Origin of the sequence: Hymenobacter setariae (assembly GCF_007713685.1) — a bacterium.
In the GTDB taxonomy this organism is placed as follows: domain Bacteria; phylum Bacteroidota; class Bacteroidia; order Cytophagales; family Hymenobacteraceae; genus Hymenobacter; species Hymenobacter setariae.
Genome location: NZ_VMRJ01000001.1, coordinates 478,129 through 495,240, shown reverse-complemented (window position 1 = coordinate 495,240; position 17,112 = coordinate 478,129). Strand labels below are relative to the sequence as shown.

Below are 17,112 nucleotides of genomic sequence, written 5' to 3'. Positions count from 1 at the left end.
AAAAAAGCCCGCTAATCAGCGGGCTTTTTTTATAGACTTAAAATCAATCTTTACGCGGCTACCGACTTCAGTTTCTCGCCAAACAGTGCCTTTACCTTGTCCACTTTGGGCTTGGCCACAAACTGGCAGTAGGGCTCATGGCCGTGCATGTTGAAGTAATTCTGGTGGTAGTCCTCGGCGGGGTAAAACTCAGGCGCGGCCGTAATTTCCGTTACCACGGGGTTAGGGAAAGCTTGGCCTTCGTTGAGCTTCTGCTTATATTCCTCGGCGAGCTGTTTCTGCTCGTCGTTGTGGTAATAGATAACCGAGCGGTACTGCGTGCCCACGTCGGCCCCTTGGCGGTTGAGCGTCGTGGGGTCGTGGGTTTTCCAGAATATTTCTAGCAGCTCTTTGTAGCTGATAACGGCCGGGTCATAGGTGATATCAATCACTTCGGCGTGGCCAGTCATGCCGCTGCACACCTCGCGGTAAGTAGGGTTTTTGATGCGGCCCCCGGCGTAGCCAGATACCACTTTCTCTACCCCCTTTAAATTCTGAAAAACGGCTTCGACGCACCAAAAGCAGCCGGCTCCGAAAGTTGCATGTTCCATAAAGTATCGCAGGGTCTGCGCTGAATTTCTAAAGTGCGCTGCCTGCTGTAGCAGCGTACCCAATTAACGTAAAACAGAGCAATACCGTTCGGTAACGATTGCTTACTTCTTGAACCGCTCGGCCACTACGAGGTCCTTCGAGCCGGCAGTGTATTGGTAAAACCCTTCACCGGATTTCACCCCTAGGCGGCCGGCCATCACCATATTTACCAGCAGCGGGCAAGGCGCGTACTTAGGGTTGCCGAGGCCGTCGTGCAATACGCGCAAGATGGCCAGACAAACATCGAGACCAATGAAGTCGGCCAGTTGCAAGGGCCCCATGGGGTGAGCCATGCCGAGCTTCATCACGGTGTCAATTTCCTCTACGCCGGCCACGCCCTCAAAGAGGCTGATAATGGCCTCGTTAATCATGGGCATCAGGATGCGGTTGGCCACGAAGCCGGGGTAGTCATTGACCTCGGTGGGCGTCTTGCCGAGCTGGCGCGACAAGTCCATCACGCGCTGCGTCACTTCGTCGGAAGTGGCGTAGCCCCGAATAACCTCCACCAGCTTCATCACCGGCACGGGGTTCATGAAGTGCATGCCGATAACCTGGGCCGGGCGCTTGGTGACGGCCGCAATTTTGGTAATCGAAATTGAGGAAGTATTGCTGGCCAGGATGGCCCCGGCGGGCGCGTACTGGTCGAGGTCGCGGAAAATCTGGAGCTTGAGGTCCACGTTTTCGGTGGCGGCCTCCACTACCAGCTCGGCGCCGGCCACGCCCGCTTCAATGCTCGTGAAGGTGCGCAGCCGACCTAGGGTAGCGGTTTTATCATCCTCGCTCAAGGTAGCCTTGGCTACTTGGCGGTCTAGGTTCTTCGTGATGGTGGCCATGCCTCGGTCGAGGGCAGGCTGATTGATGTCGATGAGCGAAACGGCGAAGCCGTGCTGGGCAAACACGTGGGCAATGCCATTGCCCATAGTACCCGAACCGATAACGGCAACTTGCATGGGTGGGAGCGCTAGTAAGAGGCGAAAAAGAACTAATTGAACCGCGCAAAATTACTCGCCAGCCCTCCGGCAGCCGGGGTGCCACCCACAATAGCCAAAATTATACTAACAAATTCATCTTTTTTTTGGCGACGTCGTACAAAGCCTCAGAAGGCCTAGAAAGCCTTTTACCACCCTTCCAATCTTAACACGTCTCCTTTCACTCATGGGTAACCTCCTGTATCTCATCGCCGTCATCCTCATCATTGTATGGGCCCTCGGCTTCTTCGGCATCCTAGGCACCGGCATCCAGGGCAATAGCCTAATTCATATTCTACTGGTAATCGCTATTGTGGCTATTCTGCTGCGCGTTATCAGTGGCCGCCGCCCGGTGTAAGCAGGCATTCTGCCTAGCTAACGCTATATAAAAAAAGCCTCCGCTACGTGAAGTAGCGGAGGCTTTTTTATGGACTAGACTATTTGGCTAGCGCCCGATATTGAACAAGAAGTTAAACCGGATGACGGGGTTAGGATAAATGCTGTTGTAGTCGTCCTGGAAGTTGTAAAGCAATACGATATCAGCGGCGGCGCGATTGCTAATCTGCGAGCGGTAGCCTGCCCCAAGCAGCGGCGTCTGAACCGAACGAATTACCTTGCCCCCAGTGAGGTAGCCGTTGTTGTCAACGGCCAGTAGCTCGGCGCGGGTTACTTCATATTCGGCGTGCACGAAGAACTGGTTGTACACCATAAACTGGGCAAACCCTTTAACCCCTAAGCTGCTAGTATTAAAGCTAGTGGTGCCACCGTAGCCGTTGTCGGCCCCGTAGTAGTTGTAGGCGTAGCTGATGCCTGGGCCGATAGAGAACCGGTCGCTGACACGGTAGCCGATGGCCGGCGATATGCTGAAGTTAAAGTTGCTTAGGCCGTAGTACGAGCTGTAGCCTAGCCCGATACCCGAGTAGACAAACATCTTGGTGTATTGCTCGGCGTGCTGCTCCAGCGCCTTGCGCTTCTGTTCGCGCTCGGGCAGCTCTAGGCCCGATGGGCTGTAAGTATCGGGCTGGGGTAGGTCAGTGTTGGCTGGGGTAGTGGGCGCAGGGGTAGGCGTGGTGGTGGCTGGGGTCTCGACCGGCGTAGCGGGCGGCACGGGCACGGGGGCCGGCGGCACCACCGGGACCGGAGCGGGCACCACTACGGGGGCCGTGTTCAGCACCGGTTTGTCTTGGGCCCAGCTGCGGCCAGGAGCCAGCAGTGCCACTGCACCTAGCAGCGACGAAAAAAGCAAGCGCTTCATGAAGAGAATTAAAAATTAAGAATTAGAAATCAGCGGTTAAAAATGGAGTGACTAAAAATTGCTCCTCGGGCTTAGTCAAGAAGCAATTTTTATTTTTAATTCCTAATTTTTAATCGACTACGCCAGTTGATACATCTTCTGGCGCTGCGCCTTCAGGGTTTCGTCGGCTAGGTACTCTTCGTAGTTCATGCGGCGGTCAATGATGCCATCGGGCGTGAGCTCGATAATGCGGTTGGCGACCGTGTCAATAAACTGCAAGTCGTGCGAGGCGAAGATAAGCGAGCCCGTGAAGTCCTTGAGGCCGTTGTTTAGAGCCTGAATGCTTTCCAAATCCAAATGGTTCGTGGGGTCGTCGAGCACCAGTACGTTGCCGCTTTCGAGCATCATTTTGCTCAGCATGCAGCGCACTTTCTCGCCGCCACTCAGCACGTTAGGCTTCTTTTGGCTTTCCTCGCCCGAGAACAGCATGCGGCCCAGCCAGCCGCGCACAAAGCTCTCGTCTTTTTCTATCGAGTACTGGCGCAGCCAGTCCACGAGGTTCATATTATCGGCCTGGAAATAGGCACTGTTTTCCTTCGGGAAGTAGCTCGGCGTGATGGTGGTGCCCCACTTGTAGTCACCTTTGTCGGCCTTGGCTTCGCCAAAGATGATGTCGAATAGGAGAGAAGCAGCCCGGTCGTCGCGGCCCACGATGGCTACTTTATCGCCCTTGTCAAGCGAGAACGATACATTTTTTAGCACCGGGTGGCCGTCTACCGATTTGCTGATGCCTTCCACACTTAGTAGCTGGTTGCCGGCTTCGCGCTCAGGCTTGAAGGCGATGTAGGGGTAGCGGCGCGACGAAGGCTTAATTTCCTCTAGCGTCAGCTTTTGCAGCAGCTTTTGGCGGCTGGTGGCCTGCTTGCTCTTCGAGGCGTTGGCCGAGAAGCGGCGCACAAACTCTTCGAGTTCTTTACGCTTGTCCTCGGTCTTCTTATTCACTTCCTGGCGCTGGCGCAGCGCGAGCTGGCTGCTCTCATACCAGAAAGTGTAGTTGCCAGGGTACATCGTGATTTTCGAGAAGTCGAGGTCGGCCATGTAGTTACACACGGCGTCCAAGAAGTGCCGGTCGTGGCTGACAACGATAACGGTGTTCTCGAAATTGTCAAGGAAGTTTTCGAGCCAAAGCACACTCTCAGCGTCGAGGTTGTTGGTCGGTTCGTCGAGCAGCAGTACGTCGGGGTTGCCAAATAAGGCCTGCGCCAGCAGTACGCGCACCTTTTCACTGGCCCCTAGGTCGGACATCAGCGAGTAGTGCTTGTCTTCTGTAATGCCGAGGCCGCTCAGCAATTCGGCTGCCTTATACTCGGCATCCCAGCCTTCCATATCGGCAAACTCGCCCTCCAGCACACCTAGGCGCTCGCCGTCGGCGTCGGTGGCAGTACCCACGTCGTACTTGGCGTAGAGCGCGTCTTTCTCGCGCATCACATCAGCCAGCTTCTGGTGGCCCTGAATGACGGTTTTCAGTACTTCTTGGTCGTCGTAAGCAAACTGGTTCTGCTTAAGCACGGCCAAGCGCTGGCCAGCCGGCATTTCGACCGAGCCCGTGTTAGGCTCAATCTCGCCCGAGAGGATTTTTAGAAAGGTGGATTTGCCGGCCCCGTTGGCCCCGATGAGGCCGTACACGTTGCCCGGCAGAAACTTCACCGTTACGTCTTCAAACAGTACCCGCTTGCCATAGCGCAAGCTCACGTTGGTGGTCGAAATCATCTAAGCCAGAATAAAAACTACAAATAGCCCTGCAAAAATACAGCGCCCCTCGGGTTTGCCGAACGGGTGCCTCTGAGCCTTAAGTTATCTAACAACCCCGCCCGCCAATTTGTGCCCGCTAGCAGTGACCACCAGCCTACTGCTATGGTTCAGCTTAGGGTATTAGTTGACAGTTTTTAAGCAGCCTAGGCACAACGCCAAGCCCTTAAATGCAGTATAGCAACTTAGGCCGCCGCACTAGCTGGCTTGGCTGCTTCCTCACCTCATGTAGTTGTCTTTTTATGGCTGCCCATTCCACTTCCATTGCTCCTGTTCTGACCCCCGAACGAAACGGTTTCCGCTACGGCCTCATCACGGCGGCTGTGCTCTGCGCTTACACGCTAGTGGCCGCGCTGCTAGGCTTTTTCTCGCGCATCGAGGCCGGCTCGCTCGACGTACTGATTCTCATTATTGGCTCAGTACTGGCTATTCGCAATTTCCGCAACGTGCGCGGCGACCATATGCCCTACCTCGGTGGCTACGGCACCGGCATTATCACAGCACTGGTGGCCTCTATCGTCTTAGGTCTGTTCTTCGTAATCCTGACGGTAGTAATGCCTAACTCTATGGACCTTACGCAGGTAGAAAATCTGTTTGGTTTCGATTTGTCGGTAGTAGTAGCCCTACTCGCCATTGTGCTGATGGGTGCTATGACCGGAGTTATCACCGCGCTAGTGGCCATGCAGTACTACAAAGTACAAGTATCGAACCCACTGCAAATGCTGGAAGAGAGCTAGGATATCACAATTGTCCAATAGCAAAGGCCCTGCTTTCTTTCAAGAAAGCAGGGCCTTTTTAGTTATATCAGCCTCATCCTTGCGCCCTAGGTAGGGCAAACGGCACAAACTGATTTACGTCGCCGCCGAAACGATGAATCTCGCGAATGATGGTGCTGCTAATAGCCGCCAGTAGCGGCGAGGTAATGAGAAACACTGTTTCCAGGGCCGGGTTGACGTGGCGATTGGCCTGAGCAATGGTGTTTTCGTATTCAAAATCAGTGGTGTTGCGCAAGCCGCGTAGCAGGTAGCGGGCTCCCGTGTCGCGGGCAAAATCGGCGGTGAGGCCGCGGTAGCTGCGCACCGATACGCGCGGCTCATCTCGAAATAGCTCGGTTATCTGCTGCTCCATCCACTCCACGGGTAGGTAGCGCTGCTTGCTGCTATTGTTGCCGATGGCGATGATAATTTCATCGAATAGCTCGGCACCCCGTCGCACCACATCGAGGTGGCCGTTGGTAAACGGGTCGAAAGAACCGGGAAAAAGGGCAATCTTTTTCATTTGGCGGCTAGCATTTAGCAGTCTGTTTGACCTGATAGTAACTAATTAGCAAGCGGCAGGTGCGGTATTGCTTAGGCTCACAAGCTATTAGGCAATATGATAGTGCTTAGTTATAAGCTCTTAATCGCAGAATGCCAGGCTAAACAGCTCGAAGTGGCGGCACTCGGCTAGCTCGTTGAGGCGGTAGCTGTATTGCAAGCCGAAGGGGCGACTGCCAAAGCGCAGGTGCCGCACGTAGGTGCGCAGCAGCGTGAAGATGGCTGACTCGCTGGTGAGGTCGCCCCAAATAGTTACTGTGTCCTGGTCGGGATTGAGCCCCAACTCCTGCATCACCAGAATAGTGTAGTACACCGCATCTTCGGGCGTGCTGATGGCGAAGACGTTGCAAAACTCCAGTTGGGTGCCCAACACTACCAGCGTGAGCTCGGGGCCGGCTAGGTGCAGGTAGAGCTGCCGGGTAGGAGCCGCTGGGCCGCGCTGGTGCAGCAGGCCAGCTACCAGCGCGCTGGTGTGGTGCAGCAGGCGCGCCGTGGGGCCGTGGGTAGCTTGCAGCCACTCGGCCACTGCCGCCTCGGTACCAAAAATGCTCACTAGCTCGTGGGCGGGCGAGCCGGGCGGCAGCGCATAAGCCAGGGCCTGCTCAGTGGCACCCAAGGTGTAGTGTAATCCTAGGTACGCAGCCTCGTCGCCGGGCCGAAACAAGGGAGCGGGCAGCAGTGTGAAAGCTCCGCCGCCCACCGCCAGCCGCACGCCGGCCCAGCCAGCGCGGCCTAGCAACTCGTGGCCGGCTGCCAGAGCTGGTAGGGCCGAGGCGGCAGCCAAGGTCCAGTCTTCCAATACCACTACTTTTTGGCGGGCTGCCTCACGCACGGTTAGGCGGCAGTGGCCCTCAGTGAGCAGTATATCGAGGTGATAGGCACCTAGGCGAGAAGGGTCGAAAGCCTCATCATGCAGCTGCGCCACAGGGGCGGGCGGCAAGGCCGATGAAGGTGGAAGAATAGCGGTAGCAGGCACAGGCAAAAGCGGCAGCCGCTAGCGGCTGCCGAGGGTAAAAGTAGCATGCAGGCCCGACCAATACGCGCAGCGTGCCGCCTTGGTCACAAGTGCTGCACTAGCTAGGTGCTAAGCTACAGCTAATTAAGCAGCTGCTGAGGCACAAAAACATCGTCGACGCTCAGCAGGCCACGCAGCACCGGGTGCACCTGCGCGGGTGGCAAGGCCAGTAGCTGGCGTGGGCTAAACCAAGCCAATTCTGTGAGTAGCTGGCGCTCGGACCCATGCTCAGGGTCGTGGCCCAGCTGAGGTACAGCGGTGGGGTCGTCGGGCTGCACTTCAAAAAAGATTTCCAAGGCTTGCAGCTCACCTTGCCTAAACTCGTGCAGGTGCAGCAGCCGGCCCACATGTACGGCCAGCCCGGTTTCTTCTAAGAATTCGCGGCGCACCGCCTCGCGTAGCGATTCGCCAAATACCCAACCTCCGCCGGGCGGCGACCAAAAAGGGGCGCCATTGGCCAGTAGCCCGCGGTGGGCAGCCAGCAGCAGCGTGCCTTCGCGCAGCAGCACGCCACCTACCCGCACCCGCACCTGCCCGGCGTAGGGGCGCAGTAAGTCATCAGTTTGTACCATAGTTGTAGTCAGGCCAAGCTTCTTATCGAAGCCTAGGACAGGAAGCGTAGCCCTGCCCTAACGTGTAGGGAGGCTTAGCGGTTTGCCTATAGGCCGGCCGGCGCCCTAGGCGGCGGCTATCTTTGCCCGGTGCCTGGTTGGTGCGTAAGCATTTATGCTAAAAAAATACGAGATAATTTTAACTGTCCTGGCCCTACTGCTCATCGGGTCGCCATTGGCTTTCGACCTAGGTGCCCTGCCCATTCAGAGCTGGGATGAAGCCCGCCAAGCGGTTAATTCCTTAGAAATGCTGCGCTCGGGCGGGCAGTGGCTCATTACCACCTTCGACCACCGCCCCGACCTCTGGAATACCAAGCCTCCATTGCTTATCTGGCTGCAAGCTACGAGTATAGGCTTGCTAGGGCCTACTGAAGTGGCAGTGCGGATACCATCGCTGCTGGCCTCCTTAGGAGTAGTGGTGCTGCTATACCTAGCGGGCCGCCGGATGGGCCGCCCAGGCCTGGGCCTGCTAGCCGGGGCACTGCTCGTGACTATGCCCGGCTACCGTGGTCCGCACCTGGCTCGCAGCGGCGACTACGACGCCCTGCTGTGCTTCTGGGTGCTGGGGCAGCTACTAGCCACCTTCGCCTACACCGAAACTGGGCGGCGGCGCTACCTATTCTGGGCGGCGGGGGCCGTGGGCGGGGCCGTGCTCACCAAGGGCGTGGCGGGGGTGCTGGGCCTGCCTAGCTTGGCGCTGTATCTGCTGGTAGAAAAAAAGCTAGTGGCTACGTTGCGTCGTCCTGCCTTTTGGGGGGCCGTAGCGGTGGGCCTGGCGGGCCCAGTGGGCTACTACCTGCTGCGTGAGCTGGCACTGCCGGGCTACCTCGCCGCGGTGTGGGAAAACGAGCTAGGCGGGCGCTACGCCCACGACTTGTCATATGGCCCGCATCCGCTGCTATTTCACGTCACTAACCTTGTGAAATACCAGTGCCGCTACTGGCTGCCACTACTGCCACTGGTGGGTTTTTTGGCCGTAGGGCCCACTTCGCCAAGCCGCCGGCTAGGTGTATTGCTCGGGCTGTTTTTGGTGGAGTGGCTGGCCGTTATCACGTTTTCCGTGACCAAGTTTGAGTGGTACACGGCTCCTATGCTGCCGGCGCTGGCCTTGTTGCTGGCCCTAGGGGTGGGGGCAGCCTACGCTAAGGCCCAAAGCTGGCTACCAGCTTGGGTGCAGCGCGCCTGGTGGCGCCCGCTGCTGGGCGGCGCGCTAGCCATGGGCCTAGTCGCCATTCCGATAGGTCGGGCGTTTTACTGGATAAAGCAAGAGCGCTCGGGCTACCAGGTGTGGGGCGAATACCGGGCCTACAGCGCCTACGTGCGCGACTATCGCCCGGCCAAAACCCCGGCGCATATCCTGGCTTACTACGACGATAATTATTTTGGCAGCCTGCACTTTTATCAGCAAACGCTGGGCGCGCGCGGGCTGCACCTGCGCTGCTGCGGCCCCGACAGCCTGCCGCAGCGGCTCGCCCCCGGCGCTCAGGTACTAGTGTGCCTGCCCGACCTGCGCACGCGCTTGTTGCAGCGCTATGCCGTGCGCCTCGTCGACGAGCGCGAGAGCTGCACCCTGTATGAAATCACCGGCCCGGCTGCTAAGCCGCTTGCCACAAAATAATTTCTCTTTAGTTGTTCGTGTCCGACTCTTCCCTGCCTCCCGCCGCTGACCTAGAAACCCGTATTCGGCGCAAGCTGGAGCGCCAGCACTTTATGCACCTCATTGGGGCCGACCTTACCCGCATCGAGCCAGGCCGCATCGAGGCCGAGCTGGCCCTAGGGCAGCAGCACCAGCAGCAGCGGGGCTTTGCCCACGGCGGCTTAGTGGCTACTATGGCCGACCTAGCGGCGGGCTTTGCGGCCGTCACTCTCGTGCCCGACGAAGTGGGCGTGGTTACTTCCGACCTGAAAGTGAGCTACCTGAATCCCGGCGTGGGCACCCGCCTCAAGGCCATTGGCTGGGTACTAAAAGCCGGGCGGCGCCTGCACTTCTGCGAAGCCGAAGTGTGGTGCGACGACGTACTTGTGGCCAAGGCCTCGGCCACGATGGCCGTGGTGCAGTAGCCCTAGGGGGTGGCCAGCTGCTGAGCTGGGGCCGTCTTGCTTACCACTGGGCTGCCCATCGTAGAGCCCCGCACGATAAGCTCGGCCGGCAGCTCCATGCTTTGCGTGGCTAGCAAGGGCTTTTTCTCAATAATGGCGCTGAAAAGCAAGCGGGCGGCCTCGCGGCCAATCTCATAGGCCGGCTGCGTGACGGTGGACAGCGGCGGCGCCAGTAGCGAGGCTATTTCTAGGTTTGAAAAACCAATGACTTTGATATCCTGCGGGATGACCCGGCCTAGCTCTTGGCAGGCTTGGTAGGCGCTGAGGGCTAGCCGCCCCGTGGAGGCAAATAAGCCATCGATATCGGGCCGCCGCTGCAGCAGGGTCTTAATGGCCGCGGTGTTCTCATCGTTCGAGCCGCTGCTTTCGAGCAGCAGGTCGGGGTCGAGGCTCAGGCCGTGGGCCCCTAGGGCAGCCTCATAGCCCCGCTGCCGCTGGTTGCCGATAGAGAGTTTGCCCGACATGAGCAAATAAGCCACGCGGCGGCAGCCAGAGCTGAGTAGGTGCTCGGTGGCCTGGTAAGCCGCGTCGAAGTCATTGGTCGTGACCGTGGCCGTACCTAGGGCGTCGCTCACGCGGTCGAAGAATACCAGCGGCACCCCCCGGCTGCTCAGCTGCTCGAAGTGGGCGGGACCCTGGGTTTCGCCAGCCAGCGAGATGAGCACGCCATCGACCCGGCCCCGGGTGAGCTGCCGCGTTACCTGGGCTTCGAGGTCGTAGCTGTCATGGGTGAGGCAAATGAGCATGTGGTAGCCGTTTTGGCGGGCTACTTCCTCAATGCCATCAATAGCCAGCGAGAAAAAACGGTCGTTTACCTCCGGTACTACCACGCCGATGGTGTGGCTAAGCTGGTTGCGCAGCCCGCTGGCGTAGGCGTGGGGCTGGTAGTGTAGCTCGGCCGCCATCGCCTGCACGCGGCGCTTAGTTTCGGCACTGATGTCGGCGCCGTTGCGCAGCGCGCGCGACACGGTAGAAGAAGCCAAACCTAGCTGCTGAGCCAGCTGCTTCAGGGTAACGGAGGACACGGGAGGAAAAGAAAAGGGTAGGAATGAGCCCTGCAAGCTAAGCAGGAAGCCGGGATAAACTTGTACGCTGCCTAGGTTGGGTATAGCTTGACTGACTAGCATGGGACTAGCTTATCTACCCTAGCCGCAGCCCTGGTCTTGTTGCAATACACAGGTTCGGTAGAGATAAGAAAGGAGTGCGTTTGCACGCGATGATGGCGTTTGTCGCGCCCCATTTTGATGCCACTCGCCGCCAGCTGCTCTTGCAGCAGCAAATACTGCAGGTATTAAGGTCCAGAATCTCGTGTTGAAGTGCGAGCACCAGTTCCAGCACGAGCATCAAATGATAGTTCGCCGTAGGTTTCAACTACCCTCAACAATAGAGGGTAGAAAAAACAAAGCAGAGAAAGACCAGGCCTTTCTCTGCTTTGTTTTTTCTACCCTTGTTTCTACAGTGGGTTCTGCACAATGGCTTTATTGACATTGAGCTCGGCCTGCGGGAAAAGGAACTGCCACTCCTTGACTCCTGGGGCAACCTGTAAGTTGCCACCCGTGAGGGCCCACGCCCACTGCGTAATGTGGTTTTTGCCCGTTCTATCCAACGCGCTGTTAGTGCGTTTTAAATCCAGGAACCGGAAGCCTTCGCCCCACAGCTCTATCCGGCGCTGAATCAGGATTTCGTCTACCAAGGCTTGGCCCGTGCGGGTGGACCGGACGTATTGTGGGTCTCGTGCACTCACTAACGTAAACAAACTGCCCGCGGCGGAGGTCAGCCCTTGCCGGGCTTCGGCTTCGGCCTGAATCAAATACAGCTCGGCCAAGCGCATGTGCGGCACGTCCCCAATGCTCAGATTGGGGTCCGCCACCAAAAATTTCTTCTGCCCATACGGCGCTTTCACGCCTGTGGCCGGGGCCGGGATGCTGGCGCCAGTCGGGTCCCAGAGCGACTTGCGAATATCAGTGGTGGGGATTTGGTTGTAGAGCACCGAATTAATCTTCTTCGGGTTTTGCCGGATGGCCGTCGAGCTGTAGTTGGCCGACATGTAGGCAAAAAAGGAGTAGAAATAGCTAGTCTGGTCAGCTTGCATCTTGCTGCCCCACAGCCACTCCGGGTTGTCTACGCTGTTGAACCCGCTCGTGTACTGCGTCCGGCTCATGAGGGTAGCGCCGCTCTGCTGGATGGCTTCCTGCGCAAGCCGTGCGGCCACGGGCCAGTTTTGCATCGTGAGGGCTACCCGGGCTTTGATGCCTTTGGCCACTGCCGCATTAAAATGCGATTTTGCCGGGCGGTTGGCCGCGCCGGTGAGCATCCCGATGGCCGCGTCCAAATCCGCGTTGATTTGGGTATAGACCGCTTCCACGGTGGCGCGCGGCTGGCCTTCCGTGGTACTGGTAACCATTAGGGGTACCCCTAGCTGGCTGTTGGTTTTGCTAGCGTCGTACCGCTCTCCGAAGGCCTGCACCAATTGAAAATGAGCCCAGGCCCTGTACACCAAGGCCTCCCCAATCACCATCTGCTTTTCAGCTTCCGGGCCGGTGGCGTTGCCTAGCCCATTGATGAGCACGTTGGCATTAGCGATGATGCGGTAGTAGAAATAGTACCAGGCGTGGTTATAGGTAGTCGTAGAGGTAGCATTCCGGTGTGAAATCCAGTTATGCTCCCCAGACCACCAACTGGTTCCTATCGTCTGCACCCAATCCTCTCCTAGGGCGTCCATCATAATCTTCATGGACCCTTCGCCGCCTTGGTTCTGGCTCCCGTTGTGCTGGGTATACAGCATCCGGTGGATGCCGTTCAGCGCCGCCATCCCGTTTTTGGTGCTGGACAGCACGTCGCCCTCCGTCACGGCAGTAGTGGGCGTCGTTTCCAGGTACTCCTTTTTGCAGGAGGAAAAAATCATTGCGCTGACTAGCAACGCGCTGTATATCGTCTTTTTCATGACCAATCAGTTGCTACAAAGAAAGATTTACTCCTAGTGAAAGCACCCGGGCGGGCAGGTACACCGCCGACGTGGTGCCGGAGAAGGCTTGCGCCACGTTCATGCCTTTGCGCTTGGAAACCAGCGCCAGGTTTTCGCCGGTGGCGAAGATGTTCACGTTGCGCAACTTCAGCTTAGTGGTGAGCGGAGCCGGGATATTGTAGCTCAGGCTCACCGACCGGAAGTTCAGGTAAGAGGCATCTATCAGCCAGCGGTCGGAAGCGGCCGCCAGGTTGGCCGTGTTGCCTACTTGCAGCTTCGGTACATCCGTGATATCCCCGGGGTTCTGCCACCGGTTCAGCATGTCCTTGTGCATGGCGCCGCCGTAGGTGCCGTGGTTCATAAGGGTCGCGTACTGGCTGTCATAGAACTTGCCGCCTACCGAGTAGGTGACCAGGGCCGACAAGGTGAACCCTTTGAAGGAGAAGGTATTAGTGAAGCCGCCCGAGAACTTAGGAATAGCCGAGCCGGCGTAGTGGTATCGGGCGTTGTTAGCATTCCAGGTCACGGTATCGGCCCCGATGATTTTGCTGTTGGCCTCCGTATAGTTGATGGCGCGATAGAGGGCATTGCCGTTGTCTGGGTCAACACCGTAGTACTCGCGTAGCCAGAACGCCTGCAAATCTTCACCTTCTTTCAGCTTTTTGGTGCCCGATACCAGCTCTGGATAAGGCAGGCGGGTTATTTGGTTTTTGTAGGTAGTCCAGTTTACGTCTAGGTTCCAAGTGAAGGCGTTAGTTCTGATGATATCACCGGCCAGCCGGACCTCGATGCCTTTGTTGTACATCTCGCCTACGTTTTCAATCCGGTTGGCTACCCCGCTGGAAAGCGGCAACTGCACCTCAAACAGCAGGTCCTTTGATGTCCGCTTGAAATACTCTACCGAACCGTTCAGTCGGTTTTTGAACAACGAGAATTCAAGCCCCGCGTCGAGGCTGTTGTTTTTCTCCCACACCAGCCCCCGGTTGCCTAGGGTAGCCTGCGAAAAACCGGGCTCGGCGGCGTTGTTCTGGCCTAGCGTGTACAGCGCTTGCCACGCATAGAATTGGCTGCCGTCCGCGTTTTCGAGGTTTTCGTTGCCCACTTGCCCGTACGACGACCGAAGCTTCACCATGTCAACCCAGTTGGGCTTGGTGAAGAAAGTTTCTTGGTCTAAGCGCCAGGACCCCCCGACCGACCAGAAGCTTCCCCAACGTACATCCTTATAGAACCGCGAAGAGCCATCTCGTCGGTACGACGCGGAAACAGTGTATTTGTTGTTGTACGTATAGTTCGCCCGCCCAAAATAAGACTCTATCTTGTGCTCCTGCAGATAGGTGTTGAAGCTATTGATGGTGGTAAAGTTCTGCAGCTGTGTGTTGTCGGCCACTATCTCCCCCGACTTGGTGCCGTTCAGGTAGTCACGGCTCCGGCTGTAGTTTTCGTGGCCCACCAGCACATCTATAGCGTGCACGTTGGCTAGCGTCCGGGTGTAATTAAGCAGCTGGTTGGCCGTGTAGCTCGTCAGGTTGTACAGAATGCGGCCCGCCCGCCCGGCTGGAGCGCCATCTCCCACCACGGTGTTTTCGTAAGTCTGCTCTTCGTAGTTGGTGATGTCCGCGGCGAAGTTGGCCGTAAACTTGAAGTCTTTCAAGAAAGTGATTTCCCCGTAGGTTCTACCACCCAGTACATTGCGGCGGTAGAGATAGTTGTTCCAATTGGTTTCGGCCACAATGTGCCGGCCCGGGTACACCGGGCGCGTCATGGTCGGGGAGGAGCCACCTAGGTCATATATCCGCTCGCCATTCGCGTCGAGCACGTAGGCGCCCGTGGTGGGGTCGTGCTGGTAGATGGGGTAGATAGGACCCACGCCGCGGCTGAAGAAGAACGGATTTACAAAGCCCGTGGCGCTGCCCGTGTTCGCCTGATTGGAATTGGTGAGGGTGTAGTTCAGGTTCACGCCCGCCTTGAACCACTTGGTTAGGTTGGTATTGACGTTCATGCGGCCCGCAAATCGCTCGAAGTCCGACTTAATCACATAGCCTTTCTCGTTCAGGTAGCCCAGCGATACGTAGTAGTCGCTCTTCTCGGACCCTCCGTTGAAGCTCACGGTATAATCGGAGCGGGAGCCGCTTCTGGTCAACGCCTTCTCCCAGTCTAGGTCATCTCCCCACAGCAACTGCGCATCCGGGTTCAGGGTGCCATCCGGTCGGACAATCTGGTTGTCCGCTACATTGAATGGGTTGTAGCCCAATAGTCCTTTGATGTCAGCAGTTGCCCGTTGGCTCGCCTGCGCGCTGGTCACGGTCGAGCTAATCAGGCTGTTCCGGTAGGCTTCCCACATTAGCGGGTAATACTCATACGCATTCACGCGGTCATACTCGGGAATTGCGCGTGAGGAAACGCCCTGCAACGCCCTGACGTTGACCTGCACCCGGTCTTTTTTGCCCCGCTTGGTGGTAATCATCACCACCCCGTTGGTGGCCCGGGAGCCGTAGAGAGCAGTAGAAGCGGCGTCTTTTAGAATCGAGATGCTCGCGATATCTTCCGCGTTCAGGTTCGATAAGCCGGCCGTGTACGGCACCCCGTCCACTACATACAGTGGGTCGTTGGCGTAGTTCACAGAACTGAACCCCCGGATGCGGATATCTGGGCCGGAGCCCGGCTGCCCGGAACCCGCCGACACCTGCACACCAGGGGCTTGACCGGCAATGGCATTGGTGATGTTGGTGACGGGCCGTTGCGCGAGCTTCTCGGCTCCAATCTGGGCCACAGAGCCGGTGAACGTGGCGGGGTCGGCTGTACCGTAGGCCACTACCACTACTTCGTTCAGGCTTTTGGCGTCGCTTGCCAGGCTCACGTTGATAGTGGACTGGCTACCCACGGTCACCTCCTTATTGGTGTAGCCAATGAAAGAGAATACCAGGGTTCCTCCGCTAGCCGGCACGCTGATGCGGTAGTTGCCCTGCTCATCGGTTGGCGCCGCCGTGGCCGTTTCCTTGAGGCGGACGGTTACCCCGGGCAATCCTTCACCGGTAGCGGCGTCGGTCACTCGGCCTGTCAGAGCCTTGTTCTGTGCCCAAGCCTGCGTAGAGAGGGCTGACACCAAAACAACGCTGGATAGTAAAGCGTGCTTCATATGAAATGTGATTTATTGAATAAATAAGGTGTTGATTACCGCACCCTTTCTTTTTTCCTGCCTAGCCCTTTCTCATTGGCTATCCTACACTTCTCCTTCTGCTGCAGCTACTTGAGTCGCCCATCGCTAATGGCTTAGCTGGGCGGGCGCGCTGAATATATCCGCAAAAAGCTGAGAAAGAATAGCCTAGGTTGGTCTTGCTAGCTGATTATTTCTCAGTAGCTACTCTTCTGCTCATAAGAAGCACACGTGTACCTGCTGCTATCATGTAGCAGTCGAGTACATTCCCCTAAATATCAGTGGGCACGCCGAACCTTCGGCATCCTCTCCTACGCTATCGGTATTATCCCACCTCTGGGTTTGTAGCAGCCTTATGATTGTGCAGGCTCTGCACATAAAAAGGGGTGTAATGTTTCCTCATGCACTCTTTGGTATCAGTTAGATTCTTTGCACTTACGACCGCTAATAAAGAGCATAACTTTAATAACTTCATAATTTACTTAATCTTTTCTTCATTAAGCATTGCTTTCGCTGCATGCACTGCAATCGATTTCATACACTACTTATCTTGTAAAAATCCTAAATATCGGTTTGTTCTGTCCTTAATTTGTGTTTTTTGAATAAATATTTTTGACGCATCTTTTTTAACAATGGCCGTAGCCAGTCGTAATTAGAAGGTATATGTTCCCCGTTGCGGCTTGAGTAACGCGCAGAGCTTGCTTATTCTGGGAAAGGGAGGTAGTAGCAGGCGAGCATGTGCCAGCAAGCTAGAGCTACTAGGTCTAAGAGCGTGCCTGGATTTTATAAAACTGTCGTGCTGAGCTTGTCGAAGCAGCTCTACCGCTGCATCTGGAGCTGTTTAAAGAAGCGATAGAAATGTTTTGACAAGCTCAGCACGACGCTTAAGAGGCCGTTTTTACAAAATTCAAACACGCTCTTAGACTTACGCTTCTTTTCAGCTACTCTCGTAAGTTTGTTGACTAGGAAAGACCTCCGACTCAGCGCTACGCAGACTTGCTTGGTGGCTGCGAGGCCGCAATCAGGTCAGGCAGCGCACCCTGAGCTAGCTACGCAGTGCCCGTGCGCTAGCCAAACTGACCTAGTATTGGGCCAGCTCGCGCCCACGCGCCCCAAGCAAGTGTAGCTCGGCCGCCATCGCCTGCACGCGGCGCTTAGTTTCGGCACTGATGTCGGCGCCGTTGCGCAGCGCGCGCGACACGGTAGAAGAAGCCAAACCTAGCTGCTGAGCCAGCTGCTTCAGGGTAACGGAGGACACGGGAGGAAAAGAAAAGGGTAGGAATGAGCCCTGCAAGCTAAGCAGGAAGCCG

At 56.9% G+C, this 17,112-nt stretch carries 15 protein-coding genes; 4 read left to right on the top strand and 11 right to left on the bottom strand.

The window, feature by feature from the left end; all coding sequences use genetic code 11:
- Nucleotides 1–50 precede the first annotated feature (50 nt).
- Both msrA and FNT36_RS02095 read right to left on the bottom strand, forming a co-directional pair.
- Nucleotides 51–590, bottom strand: coding sequence for a peptide-methionine (S)-S-oxide reductase MsrA (gene msrA / locus FNT36_RS02100; protein ID WP_144843648.1), 540 nt, complete (start codon nucleotides 588–590; stop codon nucleotides 51–53).
- Nucleotides 591–692: 102 nt separating this feature from the next.
- On the bottom strand, nucleotides 693–1,580 hold the full coding sequence (locus FNT36_RS02095) for a 3-hydroxyacyl-CoA dehydrogenase family protein (protein ID WP_144843645.1): 888 nt from the start codon (nucleotides 1,578–1,580) through the stop codon (nucleotides 693–695).
- Between the two features lie 205 nt (nucleotides 1,581–1,785).
- Between FNT36_RS02095 and FNT36_RS02090 the strand changes: the two genes are divergently transcribed.
- The gene (locus FNT36_RS02090; RefSeq protein ID WP_144843642.1) at nucleotides 1,786–1,956 is read left to right on the top strand and encodes a lmo0937 family membrane protein; all 171 of its coding nucleotides are present in this window, start codon (nucleotides 1,786–1,788) and stop codon (nucleotides 1,954–1,956) included.
- 87 nt (nucleotides 1,957–2,043) lie between these two features.
- Here FNT36_RS02090 and FNT36_RS02085 read toward each other — a convergent pair whose 3' ends face one another.
- Both FNT36_RS02085 and FNT36_RS02080 read right to left on the bottom strand, forming a co-directional pair.
- The gene (locus tag FNT36_RS02085) at nucleotides 2,044–2,853 is read right to left on the bottom strand and encodes a hypothetical protein (RefSeq protein ID WP_144843639.1); all 810 of its coding nucleotides are present in this window, start codon (nucleotides 2,851–2,853) and stop codon (nucleotides 2,044–2,046) included.
- Between the two features lie 117 nt (nucleotides 2,854–2,970).
- Nucleotides 2,971–4,602, bottom strand: coding sequence for an ABC-F family ATP-binding cassette domain-containing protein (locus tag FNT36_RS02080; RefSeq protein ID WP_144843637.1), 1,632 nt, complete (start codon nucleotides 4,600–4,602; stop codon nucleotides 2,971–2,973).
- A gap of 281 nt (nucleotides 4,603–4,883) precedes the next feature.
- Here FNT36_RS02080 and FNT36_RS02075 point away from each other — a divergent pair, with 281 nt between their 5' ends.
- On the top strand, nucleotides 4,884–5,378 hold the full coding sequence (locus tag FNT36_RS02075) for a DUF4199 domain-containing protein (protein ID WP_233635610.1): 495 nt from the start codon (nucleotides 4,884–4,886) through the stop codon (nucleotides 5,376–5,378).
- 73 nt (nucleotides 5,379–5,451) lie between these two features.
- On the opposite strand, the gene coaD is transcribed toward FNT36_RS02075, so the two are convergent.
- The 3 genes from coaD to FNT36_RS02060 form a co-directional block, all read right to left on the bottom strand.
- Nucleotides 5,452–5,919 carry a pantetheine-phosphate adenylyltransferase gene (gene coaD / locus FNT36_RS02070; RefSeq protein WP_144843631.1) on the bottom strand — a complete coding sequence of 156 codons (468 nt, stop codon included), beginning with the start codon at nucleotides 5,917–5,919 and terminating at the stop codon, nucleotides 5,452–5,454.
- Nucleotides 5,920–6,039: 120 nt separating this feature from the next.
- Nucleotides 6,040–6,933: a DUF3822 family protein gene (locus FNT36_RS02065; RefSeq protein WP_233635609.1), complete on the bottom strand. Its 894-nt coding sequence runs from the start codon at nucleotides 6,931–6,933 to the stop codon at nucleotides 6,040–6,042.
- 119 nt (nucleotides 6,934–7,052) lie between these two features.
- Nucleotides 7,053–7,544: an NUDIX domain-containing protein gene (locus tag FNT36_RS02060; protein WP_144843625.1), complete on the bottom strand. Its 492-nt coding sequence runs from the start codon at nucleotides 7,542–7,544 to the stop codon at nucleotides 7,053–7,055.
- Nucleotides 7,545–7,698: 154 nt separating this feature from the next.
- Here FNT36_RS02060 and FNT36_RS02055 point away from each other — a divergent pair, with 154 nt between their 5' ends.
- Nucleotides 7,699–9,201 (top strand): ArnT family glycosyltransferase, encoded by a 1,503-nt coding sequence (locus FNT36_RS02055; protein ID WP_144843622.1) that lies wholly within the window; start codon nucleotides 7,699–7,701, stop codon nucleotides 9,199–9,201.
- Nucleotides 9,202–9,218: 17 nt separating this feature from the next.
- Entirely contained in the window at nucleotides 9,219–9,644 is a 426-nt protein-coding gene (locus tag FNT36_RS02050) for a PaaI family thioesterase (protein ID WP_233635608.1), read from the top strand.
- Between the two features lie 2 nt (nucleotides 9,645–9,646).
- On the opposite strand, the gene FNT36_RS02045 is transcribed toward FNT36_RS02050, so the two are convergent.
- The 4 genes from FNT36_RS02045 to FNT36_RS02030 form a co-directional block, all read right to left on the bottom strand.
- Nucleotides 9,647–10,708, bottom strand: coding sequence for a LacI family DNA-binding transcriptional regulator (locus FNT36_RS02045; RefSeq protein WP_233635607.1), 1,062 nt, complete (start codon nucleotides 10,706–10,708; stop codon nucleotides 9,647–9,649).
- Nucleotides 10,709–11,136: 428 nt separating this feature from the next.
- Complete coding sequence (locus FNT36_RS02040) at nucleotides 11,137–12,588, bottom strand: RagB/SusD family nutrient uptake outer membrane protein (RefSeq protein WP_233635606.1); 1,452 nt, start codon at nucleotides 12,586–12,588, stop codon at nucleotides 11,137–11,139.
- 52 nt (nucleotides 12,589–12,640) lie between these two features.
- Nucleotides 12,641–15,784: a SusC/RagA family TonB-linked outer membrane protein gene (locus FNT36_RS02035; protein ID WP_144843612.1), complete on the bottom strand. Its 3,144-nt coding sequence runs from the start codon at nucleotides 15,782–15,784 to the stop codon at nucleotides 12,641–12,643.
- Nucleotides 15,785–16,883: 1,099 nt separating this feature from the next.
- The coding region (locus FNT36_RS02030) for a LacI family DNA-binding transcriptional regulator (RefSeq protein ID WP_233635605.1) at nucleotides 16,884–17,112 on the bottom strand (229 nt) is incomplete at its 5' end.

What these genes read in the sequence shown, in the direction of transcription:
- FNT36_RS02080 (WP_144843637.1), bottom strand. Translation starts at nt 4,602, where the DNA reads ATGATTTCGACCACCAACGTGAGCTTGCGCTATGGCAAGCGGGTACTG.
- FNT36_RS02075 (WP_233635610.1), top strand. Translation starts at nt 4,884, where the DNA reads ATGGCTGCCCATTCCACTTCCATTGCTCCTGTTCTGACCCCCGAACGA.
- FNT36_RS02060 (WP_144843625.1), bottom strand. Translation starts at nt 7,544, where the DNA reads ATGGTACAAACTGATGACTTACTGCGCCCCTACGCCGGGCAGGTGCGG.
- FNT36_RS02085 (WP_144843639.1), bottom strand. Translation starts at nt 2,853, where the DNA reads ATGAAGCGCTTGCTTTTTTCGTCGCTGCTAGGTGCAGTGGCACTGCTG.
- FNT36_RS02055 (WP_144843622.1), top strand. Translation starts at nt 7,699, where the DNA reads ATGCTAAAAAAATACGAGATAATTTTAACTGTCCTGGCCCTACTGCTC.
- coaD (WP_144843631.1), bottom strand. Translation starts at nt 5,919, where the DNA reads ATGAAAAAGATTGCCCTTTTTCCCGGTTCTTTCGACCCGTTTACCAAC.
- msrA (WP_144843648.1), bottom strand. Translation starts at nt 590, where the DNA reads ATGGAACATGCAACTTTCGGAGCCGGCTGCTTTTGGTGCGTCGAAGCC.
- FNT36_RS02095 (WP_144843645.1), bottom strand. Translation starts at nt 1,580, where the DNA reads ATGCAAGTTGCCGTTATCGGTTCGGGTACTATGGGCAATGGCATTGCC.
- FNT36_RS02040 (WP_233635606.1), bottom strand. Translation starts at nt 12,588, where the DNA reads ATGATTTTTTCCTCCTGCAAAAAGGAGTACCTGGAAACGACGCCCACT.
- FNT36_RS02090 (WP_144843642.1), top strand. Translation starts at nt 1,786, where the DNA reads ATGGGTAACCTCCTGTATCTCATCGCCGTCATCCTCATCATTGTATGG.
- FNT36_RS02035 (WP_144843612.1), bottom strand. Translation starts at nt 15,784, where the DNA reads ATGAAGCACGCTTTACTATCCAGCGTTGTTTTGGTGTCAGCCCTCTCT.